Origin of the sequence: Dasania marina DSM 21967 (assembly GCF_000373485.1) — a bacterium.
GTDB classification, from domain to species: Bacteria; Pseudomonadota; Gammaproteobacteria; order Pseudomonadales; family Dasaniaceae; genus Dasania; species Dasania marina.
In genome coordinates this window covers 36,604-53,187 of the sequence record NZ_KB891591.1, presented here as the reverse complement: position 1 = coordinate 53,187, position 16,584 = coordinate 36,604, and the positions used below count along the sequence as shown (strand labels likewise).

The following is a 16,584-nucleotide window of genomic DNA, read 5'->3' as shown; positions in this document are numbered from 1 at the left end:
GCTAAAGCTGTAATTGATAAAAAGGCGTATCGGTTTTGCAGCCCGGCCTTATGCTAATGGTTTTTTTAGCAGGTTTCATTAGCACCGAAAACACCGTGCCCACCTCGCCAAAATTGGCCAAAGCCGAAGGGCTATAAGCCCGGCAAATAGAGTTCAAGCCTTGGCTTTGATCTAACAAGACGGATTGCACGCCCTTATCGGAACGGTCGTAGGATAATATTTCATGGGCGCGTTGATAGCGCTCGTAGGTACTGGGGAAAGCGGCCTGTTCATTAAGCGCTGCCTCGGCCAGATAATGATTAGTGTGTATTAACAGGCCGTGATGATCACTATTGAGCAAATAATGTTTATCGCCGGCAAACTCTATACTCAAAAAATCACCGTGGCCATCGGCCACTAAGACATGGCTGGCCTTACCTACCGCCACGGTGGCTAACAAGGCCCTCACTTGGTCTAACGATGTGCACTCCAACACCGCCCTGAGAAAAATATGTACCGGTAAGCCCTGTAAGCGTGCCGAGCTTTTTAAGATATTGAGGGAAACCGCCAGCCCCGCACTATTCATACCTACCTTGGCCAATATGCCTGGCTCCGTCAGGGTGGTGATGCGCGGGCCTTGCTCTTGTTCTATGTGCAAAACCACAACCAGTGGCTCTAAGGTTTTAGACCAATCCCAGTTTTGCGCTAGCAGACCAGTAGCTTGGTTATATACCGTCGTGCATTCCGCAACGGAGAGGTTATTCAGTATTTCCGAGCGCGCATTGAGCATCACTATGTCATCGACACTCTGCTCTGCACCTAGGGCAATGGCGGCTATCTCATCCATATAGGCAGGCTTAAAATCCATAATCGCCTGGCGATAATGCCTAACCTGCGCCAGTAAGGCTGAGCTGGGCAAATTAAATAGCGCCTTATAATAAGCCAGCGCCTGCGCTATCTCGGCCTTTAACGCGCTACCGTGCTGGTAGCCTCTCGCTGCCGCATCACCCTGTAACTGTAGTTCTTTAAATCGCAAAGCTGTCATACCCTATCGCCGTTGATACATCGCATTAATCATGCATCAGCGCTTAGGCTAAAGCAAAAAAACCGGGCTACTTACTTAATAGCCTGGTTAGATAACTAACTTAATATTTTAGCCGTTTAAAATTTATACGACGCTGATACGCCTATAGTACGCGGCTGAGAAATCATTTGCCTATTGCTATTGCCGTACCAATTTTCAAACACGCCGGTATCGGCACCAAAATAAGCCTCGGGGAATGAGCCGGTCACCCCTTCTTCATTACCTAGGTTTTTACCGTATAGGCTGAGCGTCCAATTATCGGCAACTACGGTGGCTGAAGCATTCCACAACATAAAGCCATCATGGGTTGCTCCCAATGCCGACTTATCATCGATAAAGTTTTCTGACTCCGATTGATAATAGGCATTTACCCTAGCCACTAAATCTAAACCCTCGGTTAAACCCCAGGTATTATCCAAACTCACACTTAATACACTCTCGGGTGTGCCGGGTAACGTCGCGCCATCTTCAGCGATTACCGCATCGGTTTGTGGATTGATAAAGTCGTCGGTGAGTTCAGCATTAACATAGGTGTAACCTAGGCGGTAATGCAAAGTCTCGGTTAGGTAACCTTCCAATTCTATTTCTATACCTTGGGTTGCGGCTGACTCACCGTTGACCGCCATGTAAAAACCGTACCAGGACGAGGTGGCATTAAGCTGAGGGTCTTGCCAGTCCACATAAAAAACCGAGACGGTGTAGTTAAGGCTATCGGTCTGACCTTTAATACCCAACTCGTAATTTTCTACGCTGTCTTTTTCATAAAAATTAATGGCATCTGAATTAGGCTCACCAAAGTTATCGCCATTGTCTAGGCTGGGTATGGCATTGGCGCCACCATGCCTAAAGCCTTCGGAGTAGGTACCATAAATCATGGTGTTATCGTTGAGGTCATAGGCGATATTGAATTTTTTTAGTACGTCATCTTCTTTTTGCTTAGCCTGGGGAACCTCAGAAGAAACCCACCCCTCTACCAGCGGGAAGCCCATGATAGTGTCATTCACCGATTCATTATCAAACCAGCGTAAGCCACCGGTAATATGCAGCCTGTCGGTAATATGGTAGGTAAGCTCACCGTATACGGCTAACTCTTCAAAGCTGACATCACGACGATATTCTAAATCGCGTTCGGTTAAGGTTGCGCCGGGATAAAAAGTTGATGGCCAAAAGCTAGGGCAAACATCGGAACCGCTGGTAACACAGGATTGGGCAAACTCATTCATACCTGGATTCCAGCTGTTTTGGAAAACGGTTAAATCCTGGTCTAAATAAAACACACCTGCCAACCAATCAAAGGCACTGTCGCTATCATTAGATACTAAACGAAACTCTTGTATGGTGGTTTCATCTTCATAACCACGCTCCGCTCTTTGTGCGGGCCGTGGCCAGCCGCCATAACCAAAGTTAGTAATCCAGTCGCGGCCACCGCTAACCCATAGGCCGCCATTATCACTGTCGGCTTTACCTTCATGATCATAACTGGAGGTATTAGAGGTGAGTGTCGCAAAACCAAAATCGACTTCTATATCTAAGCTGAGTAAGTCCACTTCGCGGGAAGAAGGTTCTAGCAATACTTGGCCACTATCATACTCGCCGTAATCAAAGCGCAACGCCGAGCCTACTGGTTGGCCATTATTACCGGAGGTCACTGCTCGCCTAGCACCAATTTCATCTTCCTGGGTTTGGTAGCTGAGTAAAAAGCGTAGATTATCGCTAGGCTCAAACGACAAGGCCACTTTGGCATAATCTATGTCTACATCATCGGCATCTTTTTCGTTTTTATAGCAGGCGCCATTGTTCAGTACCTGCGCATCGGTAGCTGTTCGCGGCGACACACAGTTATCGCCTACCGCTACCAAGGGCTCACCAAATTCGTTTAATTGATAGGCGTTGATATAATCCACTACGCCATCATTATCTATTTTTCCTACCGACGCCCTAATCGCCGCCTTTTCACTTAAGGGCACATTCAACATAAAGTCGACATTAATATTATTGCCATCAGAGCCATCGGTTTGGCTAAAATCACCATTTACCTGCGCTTCAAATGCTTCCGGATTAGGTTTATTACTAATATAACGTACGGTGCCACCTAAGGCGCCGGAGCCATACAAGGTGCCCTGCGGGCCGCGCAACACTTCCACTCGCTCTATATCTTTTAATACAAAATTGGCATACAGCGGCGTGTTATCCACATAGGTGGAAACCGTAGGCACGGCATTCAGCGAGATATCGCCATTGGCGCCGCTGTCCACATTTAAGCCACGAATAATAATGCTATTAACCGTACCCGAGTTGCGATAACCGCGATCAACCACCGACACGCCCGACATGGATCGCAGTAAATCCGCCTCACTATTAATATTTTGCGCGGCTAATTCTGCCCCTTGCATCGCAGAAATATTATAAGGGATATCTTGTACCGATTGTTTTCTGGCGGTTGCTGTGACCATGACCTCTTCCATAACACCGGCAGCCAAAACAGGCGCGGTGTGGCCAGATAGAACAGCAGCGGCTACGATGGCGCTTGCTAGCGCGTTTTTTTGGAATTGTTTTTTACTACTCATAACGTTTCTCCAACACCCTGTTTTTAGTTTTTATTGATTGTGATGACTACTGAGCCTATCTATCTTCAACCTTATCTATCTTCAACCCTAGCTACCCTCAACCTTAACTATCAAGGTAGCCGAGCTTATTACGTACACGTAGTACCAGTTGTTTGTTGTGTATTAGGCCAGTTTTACCGTTTAGCTCGCATCCTCGCCAAATTTCTTTAACGGCCCTAGTGACTGCAAAGCGGCCGACTGCCGCGCATCCTGCTGATAAGCGGGGAATTGCAGCTGACTATCCCTAAAGCTTTTTAAAGTTTGCCCTAGCCCCAAACCGCCGCGCTCACGCACTCTACGCACATGGTTAAGATCTATTTCTATAGGCATGATTTCGCTACTCGTGCCAGCTTGGTGTAGCACTTGGCCATCCGGCCCCACCACTATAGAGCGGCCATTACCTAAACGGCCTGCCACATTAATATTAAAAAAATAACTTTGGCTGACCACCGCATTGGTTCTGGCTATGGATAATTCCAACTCTCTATCTATGGTGCCGGTTAAGGTAGGGCAAATAATTACCTCTGCCCCCATGCACGCCAAGCTGCGAGAAATTTCTGGAAACCACTGATCGTAGCAAATGGAAACACCGAAGCGGCCTACCGCCGGCACATCAAACACCACAAAATCATCGCCAGCACTCACACCTTTTTCATAAGGATAAAAAGGGAACATTTTGCGATAACGCGTTACCACTTCGCCCTGTGGATTAATGACCGGGGTGGTGTTGTAAACCTGGTCATCAGCACGCTCAAATAAACTGCCCGGTATTAACCATAAATTATTTTTTGCGGCGATTTCACAGTAACGCTGTTCAGCGGGCCCCGGCATAGGCTGAGCCAGTGTGGTGCTAGTGCCAAAGGTGCTCAACTCACTGAGCACTATCATGTCCACCCAAGGGAAAACGTTTTTAACCCGCGTTATTTCTTGTTCTATAAAACTAAAATTATCTTGATTCGATAATTCTAGTTGTAATCCCGCTATGGAGAAGTGACTCATTACCAACCCCTAGTTCACATGGCACTATTGTTGTAGCCGTTAATTGATTGCTCGGCTTAGCCATTGATTGAGTGTAATGTAATGATTTTACGGTGTAGGGAATAGGGCCAGTTGTCAGCCCCTGATGAGGCCAGTTATTTTTTGCTGGTTTTACTTTTTTTAAGCAATGCGTTTTCTATTAAGTAGCCCTGCTCATCAAATAGTTTTATATGATTGCGCTCTAGCTTAACGTGATACACCCCTATCTCGGCCCAAGCCCAGCGCTGCCACTGCCTATACCAATAATCGCCCTCCACCCACCAGCGGCCAGTATCGCAATCTTCATTAGCATAGCCTGCGCGGCCGGTCATGCTGCCATCGGCATGCAGCTCTATAGTACAGGGGTCACCGTAGGCAATTAGGCAGCGCATAGTGGTATCCGATACCCGCTTGCGTAATTCTTCACCCACATATTGCGTACCCTTGGCGGTGGTAAAGGTTTCTATGGTGTTGGCGCGCAACTCATGAATTAATTCACGCAACTTCACCACACCGTCGCGAATTTTATCGTGGGGGATACTGGTCACCCCCATGCGAAAGCTGTTTTCGGGCACATCCTCGGTGGCATAGTAGTGATCCATAGGCTCTATTAATATGCCGCGCTTGGCTGCCTCTTGCACTAAGTACTGCACGGTTAAATCGCTGGGTAAGGTCATCCAAAAAGAGGTGCCACCCTGCGAAGGGGTAATAGTGAGATCGTGTAATAGGTAATAATTAACCGCATAACGCAAGGCCATCCAGCGTTTTTGAAAAATCGCATACAGATGCATTAAAAAAGTATCGTAGTAACCCAGTGATAAAAAATACGCCACGGTGCGCTGATTGTTCAAGGGCGGATGTAATACCATTAAGCGGCGTAATTTACGCGCCTCAGCGATTAGTTCTGGTGCCGCCACCATAAAACCTAGACGTACTCCTGGCGCTAACACTTTTGATAAGCAGGAGGCATAGACCACACGATTATCTTTATCTATGCCCCGCAGAGCTGGGTGAGGATTACCTAGGTAATTACTTTCAAACTCATAATCATCTTCAATAATGAGTTGGTCTAGGCTGCGCGCTTTTTGTAATAGCTGGGTGCGGCGCTGCATAGACATGGTTACGGCGGTAGGGGTTTGATGACTGGGCGTTACATAGATTAATTGGCAAGCATCCAAGCGCTGATCAACCAACATGCCATCGGTATCTACCGGCTGATGCACTAAGCTGGCACCGCGCTGGGTTAGCAATTGCCGCATATCGGGGTAACCCGGCTCCTCTATCGCCACCGTGCTGCTGCTGTCGACTAACAGCTGGGCCGCCAAGTACAGTGCCTGCTGCGTGCCTACGGTAATTAATATTTCATCGGGGCCGGCCTGTATGCCACGGCGCGGCAATATTTTGGTGCGGATTTGCTCTATCAACATGGGGTCGTCAGCATCGCCGCTTTCACCGGCCCACTCATAAATTTCACGCACCCCTAAAGCCAAACGCGAAGCCTCGCGCCATTCTTTAATCGGGTATAAAGAGGTATCAAACTGACCGTCAATAAAAGGATAGGGATATTGTTGCCAGTTGGGCGGGCAAGAAAAGCCAGGCGCTGAACTGACACTGGTTTTTAAACGCTGCTGCCATTCAGCGCTAATATTGATGGTTTTGCGGGCGCGGCCTTCAAAACCCACTCGGCCCTGCAAGACTTTGCCATTAACATAAATACCGCTGCGCTCACGGCTGACCAGATATTCTTCATCAATTAATTGCTGATAGACCAATACCACGGTATTGCGTGCCACGCCTAATTGCTCCGCCAGTTTACGCGACGAAGGCAAACGCCGGTCTATGGGGAAGGTGCCCATAGAAATAGCCTCGACTAATTTTTGTCGAATTTGGCTTTGTAAATTAAGCTCGCTGTCCGGGTCTAAATAAATTATGGCATTGCTAGTAGTCATACTGACTAACCGCCTACATCAGATGATTTTATTATTATCCTGCTCTTTAAGCTGGCTCCCTCAGCGGTTAGCTTGAGCCAGCAATGCACTATTTGCAAGAACAGACTGGGCATACACTCGCTACCCAGGCATCACCCTTAGTTAAAGCGAGAAAAATCCGCCGGCCGTTTTTCAAAAAACGCGTTTACGGCCTCTTTAAACTCTTCACCCTGTAAGCCCTTGCTAAACACCAGTAACTCCTCGGCTATCACTTTATCTAAGGCGGGCTGTAAAGCAGCTTTTAATAAGGCCTTGCTGTGGCGTAAGGCCGCTGGCGGTTTTTGGCTGAGCTTGACGCACTGGGCCTTAGCAACAGCTAAAGGCGTATCCACTACCGCATTAATCAGCATCGCCTCTTTGGCATCTGCGGCGCTAAACATTTCCCCCAGCATTAATAGCTCGGCGGCTTTAACATTGCCCGCTAAACGCGGTAACAATAAGGACGAGCCGTACTCGGGACTTAGCCCCAGATTGACAAAGGGCATACAAAAACGCGTTTCGGGGTGGGCATACACTAAATCGCAGTGCAGTAATAAGGTGGTGCCTATACCCACGGCGACACCTTCAACAGCAGCGACTACCGGCTTGGGGCAGTGCGCCAAGGCCATCATAAAAGCGACCGTGGGGTTATTAGTGGCGGTGAGATCGGCGGGGGCTTTTTTAAAATCTTCTAGGTCATTACCGCTAGTAAACAGGCCGGCACTACCGGTCAACAGCACTACCCGCACCGCATCGTTATGGGCCGCCTGCTGCAAATGCTCGGCTAGGCTGGCATACATGGCCTGAGTAAAGGCGTTTTTGCGTTCGGGGCGATTGATAGAGAGTTGTAATACTGAGTTGTTAAGCTCAGCGATAATGGTATCGGCCATAGCGGTCTCATAGGTTATCGTTACGTTGTAATCAGGAAGCTGACAACGACTAAACCCTTAGCCTAGCCGCTTATAAATTTTTAGCGGCTAAAATATTAGTGAAATCATTGCTCCATGACACTAGCAGCTTGACCCATTCTGGGTGGCTATTTAAACAGGGGATAAGGGTGAGCGACTCGCCCCCTGCCTCTTTAAATAGTTGCTGGCCCTGCATTTCTATCTCTTCCAGTGTTTCTAGGCAATCAGTCACAAAAGCTGGGCATATCACTAACAGGTTTTTTACCCCCTTGCCCGCCAGCTCACGCAGGCTGTTTTCGGTGCTGGGTTCCAGCCATTTATTGCGCCCTAAGCGCGACTGAAAAGCCTGGCTATACTCACCCTCTTGCAAACCCGCCAGCTGCACAAAAGCTTCCGTCGTTTTAAATACCTGATGCCTATAGCAAGTAGCATGGGCCTCTGAGGGGCGTTCACAGCAATTATCTTGCTGTAGGCAATGCGCTAGGGTCGGATCGGCGACTTTTAGATGTGATTCGGGCAGGCCGTGATAACTGAACAAAATATGATCGTGTTTTTTATCCGCCAAATACGGCTGAGCCGAGGCGACTAAGGCCCGAATATAATTAGGGTGCTGGTAAAAAGGCTCCAGCACTTTAATGCGTATATCGAGCTTATGCTTCAGCACCACCCGCTTCACCTCCTCCACCGAGGTAGTCACCGTGCTATCGGCATAGTGCGGGTATAGGGGGATAAATAACACTTCTCGTAACTTAGGGTTTTGCGCCAGTTTTAGCAATTCGCTTTCTATGCTGGGCTGGCCGTAGCGCATAGCCAGCGCCACCGGCACGTTTACCTGGGGCTGCAGCGCGGCCAATAGCTGTTTGGATAAGGCCACTAGCGGCGAGCCATCTTCGCGCCAAACACTGGCATAGGCATGGGCGGATTGCGCCGGCCTGCGCGGCAACACAAACAGGCTAACAATTAAGCGACGCAACGGCCACGGCAGCTGAATCACATAGGGATCCATTAAAAACTGATTGAGATAGCGTCTAACAGCGCCTGTTTCTGGTGCTTCAGGTGAGCCTAGGTTGGCGAGTAGCACCGCTTTATCACTGATCTCTTTATTACTCACAATATCTCTCTGTAGGTTAAGCCTAAAGGCAAGCAAAGGGCTATTGTAAACCATCACGGAAAACAACAAGCAGTTATTCAATTAAGCTTTTTAAGATCGTATCAACATATAGTACCGGTTTCATGTTATTTGTGATGTTCGCGGCGGTAGCGATAGTTTACCATCAAGGTTCAAGAACTAGCCCATTAAACCCATTAGGTAATATCCGGTTAATGCGCTATATCTTAGAGAGTGAAAGCAGAAAAACCACGTTTAACCCAACACAACAATGATAAAATCAACAATAGTTAGTGAGGTTTAAGATGATATTGCAGCACGCCCTAGGGCTAATGACACACCCCGACAAAGAGTGGCAAAGTATAGAGAAAGAACACGCTACCCCTACCGCCGTTATTATGGCTTACACCTGCATCCTGGCGGCCATTGCGCCCTTATGCGCCTATTACGCCACCACCCAAATAGGCTGGCGCGTGGGTGACGGCGATATCATTAAGCTTACGTCGGAAAGTGCTTTATCGCTGTGTTTGCTAACCTATGCTGCCATGCTGGTAGGCGTGTTTGCCTTGGGCTGGATGATCGACTGGATGGCGGGAACCTACGGTGGTAAACATGAAAACAACGCCGCTTCTGGCATCGCTTTAGCCGCTTATTCCTCTACGCCTATTTTTTTAGCCGGGTTTGCACTGCTATACCCTGTACCTTGGTTTAACTTGCTGGTGTTTGTAGCCGCCGCGCTCTACTCCTGCTTTTTAATGTTAGATGGCATACCTATCGTCATGCGTATAGACAAAGACAGAGCGGTGTTTTTTGGTGGTGCTATTTTAGCCGTAGCACTGGTATTACTGGTCAGCACCCGTGTCGGCAGTGTGTTAATTTGGAGCGTGGGCTTTGCGCCGGAATTTGTTGGTGGTTAATCAGTTTACATGATCAATTAGAAAACTGACCATAAAAAAAGGGATGCAATTGCATCCCTTTTTTTATAACGTTTATTCAATACGGCTTATTCAACTTCTTCTTCAAACCCTCTTATTCAAAGCTTTTTACTCAAACCTTCTTATTCAAAGCTTTTTATTCAAAGAACTCACTACCGCCAGCCTGTTCCTTAGGCTTACGCACACCTTCTATATAAAGCTGTAATTCTACATGAGTAGAGGCAGGGCCTAGGTCGTGGGTCATATTAAAATCAGCTAACCTTAGTGTAGTAACACCTTCAAAACCTGCACGATAACCCATCCAAGGGTCGGGGCCCTGGCCTAGGGTTTTAGCGTTTATCACTATGACTTTTTTAACACCGTGCAACTCTAGTTCACCGTGTATATCAAAGGCATCTTTACCGGTGGCGACTACCTTGCTGCTAGTAAAGGTGGCCTTTGGGAATTTATTAACTGCCAAAAAATCACTGCCTTTTAAGTGCTTATCGCGCTCGGCGTGATTGCTATCTAAACTAGTCGTATCAATAACTACCTTGACACTAGAATTTTCTATTTGCCTAGCATCGTAGTTAAATTCACCATCAAACTTGTTAAAGTTACCTAGCAGCCAACTATAACCTAGGTGTTTTATTTTAAATTGCACAAATGCGTGTTGGCCCTTGATATCGATAGCGTATTGTTCTGGCTCTGCCCAAGCCGGCACCGCCATTAAACAGCATAAAACTAAACCCAAACACGATTTTCTAAATAGTCGATTCAACATCATTTTATTCCCTTCCTAGTATTTTCAATAAAGTTTTATCACCTAATGCAAAGTGGTGCCTCAACGCAGCAACGCTGTGTAATAACACCATGAGCATAAAGCCCCAAGCCAGATACTTATGCACCCAGCCTGCTATATCTTCTTGTTGCGCTATCGTTAAAGACGCTGGCAAGCTAAACCAGCCTAACACTGGCAAACTTTCACCTCTGGCGGTAACAATAAAATAACCGCTAACGGCTATCAGCAATACCATTAGGTAAAACAGACGCTGACCCCATAGCGCTAGACGAATCTCCCAACGCGACATACCCGGCTCGGCAGCTGGCAAGGGGTTGAATAAACGCCAACCATAGCGTGCAAGCATCAGCATGGCTGCCAACACCCCTAGGCCTTTATGCCACCACGGCGCACGCTGATACCAAGGGCTGTAGTAGTCTAAATCCACCATCCACCAGCCCAGCGCAAATAAGCCTAGTAACCACAAAGCTAATAACCAATGTAACAACACCGCCACCCAGCCATAGGCCGCGCTACTATTAGCGGCTCTCATGACCACCTCCCTTTGTTAAAAACGTCACATCATTACCTATAAACTCCAGCTCTGCCCGCCATAGACCCGCCAAATAGTGGAAGGTTTCCTGCGAGAAAAAACAAATATGGCTAGGATCATTTTTATAATGCCAACGGGCAAAAGCTGCCTGATCTTTTACCAGTTTGGTCATCACCGCCAAACAGCCCCGCGCATTGAGCAAAGCCCATAACTGTGGCAATACCGTTGCGGGGCTATGCAGGTGTTCCAGTACTTCAGTGGCGCTAATAAAATCATAGCGCCGCTGTAACACGTCTACCTTGGGGAAATAAAAAACATCGTACACAGCCATAGGCCAGCCCGCCTCGGCCATCATCTGCGCCAACGCCGGGCCGGGGCCGCAGCCAAAATCCAAACCCTGCGCATTAGCGGTTATGCGCTGCTGTAAAGGCGCGGTTACCCGCGATAAAAAATGGCGATAGCCTTCGTCATCTGTATGATTTTGGTGCAAGTCGTATTCTGCTTTTTCTTGCTCGGCACTTAACCAATAGTGCGGCGGCACGTAAACCAAGTGACAGCGTGTACAGCGCTGATAAACTCTGCGCTTATCGCGGTGATATTCGGGGTTATCGGCCTGGCCACATAAGGTACAGGGCAATGAAACTCTCCTCGTTGTTGTCGGGGCTATAGAAACGGCACATAATAGCCCAGCGTTCTGCTAGGCTACCACCACCACTATATTAAAGGAGTACTACCCATGACTATACAAACTGGTGAGCAAATACCCGCCATCGATTTTAAAGTAATGAGCAGCGAAGGCCCTGAAACATTTAATTTATCACAGCGTTGCCAAGGTAAAAAAGTAGTGCTGTTTGCTGTACCCGGCGCCTTTACCCCCGGCTGCTCTAAAACGCATCTGCCTGGCTTTGTGAGTTTGGCGGGTAACATCAAGGCCAAAGGTGTAGACGAGATTATTTGCACGTCAGTTAATGATGCCTTTGTTATGGGCGCTTGGGGTGAAGCACAAGGGGCTAAGGCGATTACTATGGCCGCCGATGGCAATGGCGAATTGGCCAAAGCCTTAGGCCTAACCCTAAATGCCCGCGCTCATGGCATGGGTGAGCGCAGTCAACGCTATGCCATGATTATTGATAACGGCACGGTGGGCTATATAGGCGTGGATGAAAAAGGTATCGATGCCAGCTCGGCAGAAACGGTATTAGCACAGTTATAAGTTGCTAAAGGCCGCATCGAAAGGCTAGCGCGTACCCCGAGCTAGCCTTTAATCGATTAACTAGCCAAGCCACCCACACAGGTCATAGCGCTGGGCATACTGTTTAACCACAGCTTAAATTGCCTAGCCACTTTAGGCCTAGCAATCACAAAACCCTGTATAGCATCACAGCCCAGCTCGCGCATTAAGGCCCACTCGGCTTGGCTCTCTACCCCTTCGGCAATGGTGGTAATATGTAACTCCTTGGCCAAGTGTACGGTATTGCGAATAATGGAACGCGCTACTTCATCATCATAGGCTTCAACAACAAACCGTTTATCAATTTTTATACAGCTAACCGGAATTTTAGACACCCTCTCTAGGCTAGAATAACCAGTACCAAAATCATCTACCGCCAAACCAAAACCTTTCAGCCGAAAGTGATTTAAGGCAACAACAGGTAACTCTTGTCGACCTTCGTAGTCGCTCTCTAATACTTCAATCACAATATTGGCCGGATCTAAGCCCGCATTAACGACCCATTGTTTATATTTAGCGACCACTGCACCACGGTGCAAGCTCTCAGGCGCCACATTAAAAGCCATATAAGGGATATGGTACTGTTGATGCAGACTCTTAAATTCAGCTAATGCCAGCGTAAACATAGCCTCGTTAAACGCATCTAATAAATTAAATTCTGTTAGCTGCAGTAAAAAATCACCCGGCAGCATTAAGCCTCTAGCTGGGTGCTGCCAGCGCGCTAAACATTCTACCCCGTTGATGGCTGCCGTATTAATATCAACTTGCGCTTGAAAATACGGCAGTATATGGCCACTGCTAATTGCTGTTTTAATTTCATCGCGGGAAAACGTCAACCTCTCATCAACCACAGGCGCGCCTCGTTTCATCTCCCCCCAGTAGCGCAGCATGCGCATGAGTTTATTAACATCTACGGGCTTTTCTATACTGCCCGCTAAACGCAGCTGATAATGCAGTGCCACATTGCACGCCGCATTAATAATGCGCCTATCGCAGCCACTGATAATAATAATCTCGCCTTTAAAATTACGTTCACCTAACAGCCGCAACAAATCAATACCGTCCACCCCCGGCATCAGCAAATCACACAGCAATATATCGGGCTTAAGTTGGCTATCAATTTTGGATAAAACCTGGGCGCCTGAATTGGCGGTGTGCACGTCGGTAATGCCGGCATCTTTTATCATATCAACCAGCATGCGCTGCGATAAAAGATCGTCCTCGGCAATTAACACTTTTAACGGTGGCATACCTCGATCACCTCATGCACTAACTATTCCATATAACACTAAGCCTAGCGCATAATCATCGAGCAGCTTGAAAAAAAACGTGCTGTTTAGACTAACAAGAAATAACAAACCGTGCTTATAACCCCCGCCCCAATAACATTTAACACCACCCCTTCGCGTACCATTTGCCGGGTAGTGACATAGCCACTGCCATATACAATACTGTTGGGCGCGGTGGCTACGGGCAGCATAAAGGCACAGCTGGCGCTCATCGCCGCAGGCACCATCAACAACTTAATATCAATACCGGCCGCAATACCCGCCGCGGCCAACACTGGCATGAGTAAGACAGTGCTGGCCGTATTACTGGTGCACTCGGTTAAAAAGGTCACACTTAAACTAATCGTTATCACCATTAACCACAGCGGCCAGTAAGCCAAGCCCGTTAACCCCTCACCCAACATACCGCTTAAGCCCGACACTAAAAACGCCTTGGCTAAACAAATACCACCACCAAATAACAGCAATATACCCCAGGGAATGCTAGCAGCTGTTTGCCAATCCAATAACCGCGGTGTTTCGCCCTGCTGGTTTTTGCCGCCGGGCAACATAAACATCAACACCACCGCGACTAAAGCCACTGAAGCATCATCGGCCTGCGGTACATTTAGCCAGTGGCTCCAGCCGCCAAAAGGCTCCTGCCTAGTAATCCAGGCCAGTGCGGTTAAGGCAAAAATGGTCAACACCCGCCGCTCCGCTACCGTCCACCGGCCTACCGCCTCTATATGAAAGCCACCCTTATATTGCAGCGAGCGCCCCAACCACCAGGCCGCCAGCGGGATCATTAGCACCACTACAGGCAGGCCCCAACCCATCCACTGGCTAAAGGTAATTGTCTCGCCGGTGTGTTGTTCATACACCTGCATAAAAACTAGATTGGGCGGGGTACCTATAGGCGTGCCTAAGCCCCCTATGCTAGCTGCGTAGGCCACACCCAACATCAAGGGTAGCGCCAGCTGTTTATCTTCTGACTTTTCTAATACTGCTATCGCCACAGGTAGTAGCATCAAGGTCGTGGCGGTATTGGATATCCACATACTCAGTAGCGCCGAGGCCAGCATAAAGCCCAGTAACAACTGGCGGCTGGAACCTCCGCCACACAGCCTAACCATCGCTAACGCCATGCGCCGGTGGGCTCCGCTACTCTCCATGGCCTTGGACAACATAAATCCCCCCAATAACAACAGTATTAGCGGGCTACCATAGGCTTGTGCCACCTCGTTTTTATCCAGCACTCCCGTTAACTGAAAAACAGCTAAGGGCAATAAAGAGGTGACCGGTATGGGTATAGGCTCAAAGATCCACCACAGCACACAGAGCACCGCCACAGCCGCGGTAATGGCAATTTGGCCACTAAAACCCAGCGACACTAAAACCCCATAAAGTGCCAGAGCCAATAAAGGCCCTAGCCAAAGTAAGACGTTGCGTATAACTATCATGCGATTATGCCTAGCCGTGCTTATTTGTTTTATTAGCGGGTAAGGGTACCATTGGCCTTATGAATACATCTAGCTCAGCACTACCCAGCCCCGCGCTTATCGACAAATTTGGTCGCAAAGTGGATTATGTACGTATCTCCGTCACCGATCGCTGCGACTTCCGCTGCGTATATTGTATGGCGGAAGATATGACCTTTGTACCGCGGCAACAGGTGCTCAGCCTAGAAGAGCTGGCGCTAGTGGCCGACGCCTTTGCCGAATTGGGAGTTAAACGCATACGCCTCACCGGTGGCGAGCCCTTGGTACGCAAAAATGTTTTATCGTTAATAGAGCATATAGGCAGCATAGCCAGCCTAGATGAGCTCACCCTCACCACTAATGGCTCACAATTAGAAAAATACGCCAGTGAATTAAAAGCCAAAGGCGTTAAGCGCATTAATATCAGTCTAGACAGCCTCAATCCGCAACGCTTTAAACAGCTCACCCGCACCGGTGATTTAGCACAAGTGTTAACCGGTATAGACTGCGCCATAGCCGCAGGCTTTGAACGCATAAAAATTAATGCGGTGATTTTAAACGGCCGCAACCAAGACGAGGTCATAGACCTCGTTAATTTCGCCTGCGACAAGGGTATAGATATCGCCTTTATCGAGGAGATGCCGCTAGGGTTAATAGACGAGCACAGCCGTAAGCTCAGTTTTTATTCCAGCGATGACATACAGCAGCAGCTTAGCCAGCAGCACATACTCACCGCCCTAAACGAACACACCGGCGGCCCCTCGCGCTATTATGCGCTGGCTAATAGCAACAGCCGCGTAGGCTTCATCTCACCTCACAGCCATAACTTTTGCCATTTATGCAATCGCGTGCGCGTCACCGCCGAAGGCCGCTTGCTACTATGCCTAGGTAATGAACACTCTATTGATTTACGCGCCATACTCCGCAACGGCGGCGACAAAGCCGCACTCAAGCTCGCCATTATCGACGCTATGGATTTAAAACCCGAGCGCCATCACTTTGAATTAGATGACAGCCCGCAGATTGTACGCTTTATGAATACAACCGGCGGCTAACAGCCGCCACATTATGTAAGCGCCATAAAAAGATAGCCTTTTAACGCTCATCGTTAAAAAAACTTGCTTAGACAAACACCACGCTTCTATCATAGGCAGCATTATTAGCATGTATAACAACCAATAACGCTAACAGACCCACTGGCTCGCCCATGACTAGCTGGAACTACCGCATCATAAAAAAAACCGACCCACTCAATAACGAGCAGGTCTATCAGGTGCATGAGGTGTATTACAGCAGCAGCGGCACTATAGAATGTTGGAATGACAACCCGGTAGAACCTATGGGCGTCAACACCGCGGGGCTGCGCAATGATATCCAAGCCTTTCTCAGTGCCTTTAGGCTACCGGCCATGCACGAACAAACGGTCAACGGCCACCACACCCTAATAGAAGAACAGCTACCCGCCAAACGCCACGACAACTATAGCGACTACCAGCAAAAAACCGAGCGTGCCCTAGGCTATATCAATCAAATTTTAGGCAACAACCTAATCCTCAAAAAAGACCCCGCCCTGCGTCTAGCCTTTGAAAAAGTCGAGCTTGCTCTGCACGACCTCAAAAACCTTGCCGCCGCCGAACAGCAGGCACTTATCAGCCCTATTAAAAGCAACGGCTAAACCAGCGCAGCCAAA

General features: G+C 48.3%; 15 protein-coding genes. 4 read left to right on the top strand and 11 right to left on the bottom strand.

The features are described 5' to 3' along the window. Position 1: 1 nt before the first annotated feature. From B067_RS0118375 to hemH, 6 genes are all read right to left on the bottom strand, one after another. A complete protein-coding gene (locus B067_RS0118375) occupies positions 2 to 1,024 on the bottom strand; it encodes a C45 family autoproteolytic acyltransferase/hydrolase (protein ID WP_019531564.1) in 1,023 nt (340 codons plus the stop codon). Between the two features lie 116 nt (positions 1,025 to 1,140). Further along, the gene (locus B067_RS0118370; RefSeq protein ID WP_019531563.1) at positions 1,141 to 3,630 is read right to left on the bottom strand and encodes a TonB-dependent receptor; all 2,490 of its coding nucleotides are present in this window, start codon (positions 3,628 to 3,630) and stop codon (positions 1,141 to 1,143) included. A 180-nt stretch (positions 3,631 to 3,810) separates the two neighbouring features. Continuing rightward, complete coding sequence (locus B067_RS0118365; RefSeq protein ID WP_019531562.1) at positions 3,811 to 4,668, bottom strand: carbon-nitrogen hydrolase family protein; 858 nt, start codon at positions 4,666 to 4,668, stop codon at positions 3,811 to 3,813. A gap of 134 nt (positions 4,669 to 4,802) precedes the next feature. Then, positions 4,803 to 6,635, bottom strand: a complete 1,833-nt coding sequence (gene pdxR, locus B067_RS20985) for a MocR-like pyridoxine biosynthesis transcription factor PdxR (protein ID WP_019531561.1) — start codon at positions 6,633 to 6,635, stop codon at positions 4,803 to 4,805. Positions 6,636 to 6,772: 137 nt separating this feature from the next. Further along, positions 6,773 to 7,543 carry an enoyl-CoA hydratase gene (locus B067_RS0118355; RefSeq protein ID WP_019531560.1) on the bottom strand — a complete coding sequence of 257 codons (771 nt, stop codon included), beginning with the start codon at positions 7,541 to 7,543 and terminating at the stop codon, positions 6,773 to 6,775. Positions 7,544 to 7,613: 70 nt separating this feature from the next. Then, positions 7,614 to 8,672, bottom strand: a complete 1,059-nt coding sequence (hemH, locus tag B067_RS20980; protein ID WP_205620003.1) for a ferrochelatase — start codon at positions 8,670 to 8,672, stop codon at positions 7,614 to 7,616. Positions 8,673 to 8,974: 302 nt separating this feature from the next. On the opposite strand from hemH, the gene B067_RS0118345 reads away from it, so the two are divergent. Then, positions 8,975 to 9,586: a Yip1 family protein gene (locus B067_RS0118345; RefSeq protein WP_019531558.1), complete on the top strand. Its 612-nt coding sequence runs from the start codon at positions 8,975 to 8,977 to the stop codon at positions 9,584 to 9,586. 154 nt (positions 9,587 to 9,740) lie between these two features. On the opposite strand, the gene B067_RS20975 is transcribed toward B067_RS0118345, so the two are convergent. From B067_RS20975 to B067_RS0118330, 3 genes are read right to left on the bottom strand one after another with little or no spacing between them, the layout of a single operon-like run. Further along, on the bottom strand, positions 9,741 to 10,370 hold the full coding sequence (locus B067_RS20975) for a YceI family protein (RefSeq protein ID WP_051083882.1): 630 nt from the start codon (positions 10,368 to 10,370) through the stop codon (positions 9,741 to 9,743). A 1-nt stretch (position 10,371) separates the two neighbouring features. Then, a complete protein-coding gene (locus B067_RS0118335; protein WP_019531556.1) occupies positions 10,372 to 10,917 on the bottom strand; it encodes a cytochrome b in 546 nt (181 codons plus the stop codon). Further along, positions 10,904 to 11,554 (bottom strand): class I SAM-dependent methyltransferase, encoded by a 651-nt coding sequence (locus B067_RS0118330; RefSeq protein WP_019531555.1) that lies wholly within the window; start codon positions 11,552 to 11,554, stop codon positions 10,904 to 10,906. Before B067_RS0118330 ends, B067_RS0118335 begins: the two co-directional genes overlap by 14 nt. Before the next feature lie 99 nt (positions 11,555 to 11,653). On the opposite strand from B067_RS0118330, the gene B067_RS0118325 reads away from it, so the two are divergent. Beyond that, complete coding sequence (locus B067_RS0118325) at positions 11,654 to 12,130, top strand: peroxiredoxin (protein ID WP_019531554.1); 477 nt, start codon at positions 11,654 to 11,656, stop codon at positions 12,128 to 12,130. A gap of 56 nt (positions 12,131 to 12,186) precedes the next feature. On the opposite strand, the gene B067_RS0118320 is transcribed toward B067_RS0118325, so the two are convergent. Next, positions 12,187 to 13,398: an EAL domain-containing response regulator gene (locus tag B067_RS0118320; RefSeq protein WP_019531553.1), complete on the bottom strand. Its 1,212-nt coding sequence runs from the start codon at positions 13,396 to 13,398 to the stop codon at positions 12,187 to 12,189. Positions 13,399 to 13,484: 86 nt separating this feature from the next. Then, positions 13,485 to 14,876, bottom strand: a complete 1,392-nt coding sequence (locus B067_RS0118315) for an SLC13 family permease (protein WP_019531552.1) — start codon at positions 14,874 to 14,876, stop codon at positions 13,485 to 13,487. A 59-nt stretch (positions 14,877 to 14,935) separates the two neighbouring features. Here B067_RS0118315 and moaA point away from each other — a divergent pair, with 59 nt between their 5' ends. Beyond that, positions 14,936 to 15,949, top strand: coding sequence for a GTP 3',8-cyclase MoaA (gene moaA / locus B067_RS0118310; protein ID WP_019531551.1), 1,014 nt, complete (start codon positions 14,936 to 14,938; stop codon positions 15,947 to 15,949). Positions 15,950 to 16,101: 152 nt separating this feature from the next. Further along, positions 16,102 to 16,569 carry a hypothetical protein gene (locus tag B067_RS0118300; RefSeq protein ID WP_019531550.1) on the top strand — a complete coding sequence of 156 codons (468 nt, stop codon included), beginning with the start codon at positions 16,102 to 16,104 and terminating at the stop codon, positions 16,567 to 16,569. Positions 16,570 to 16,584: the final 15 nt, after the last annotated feature.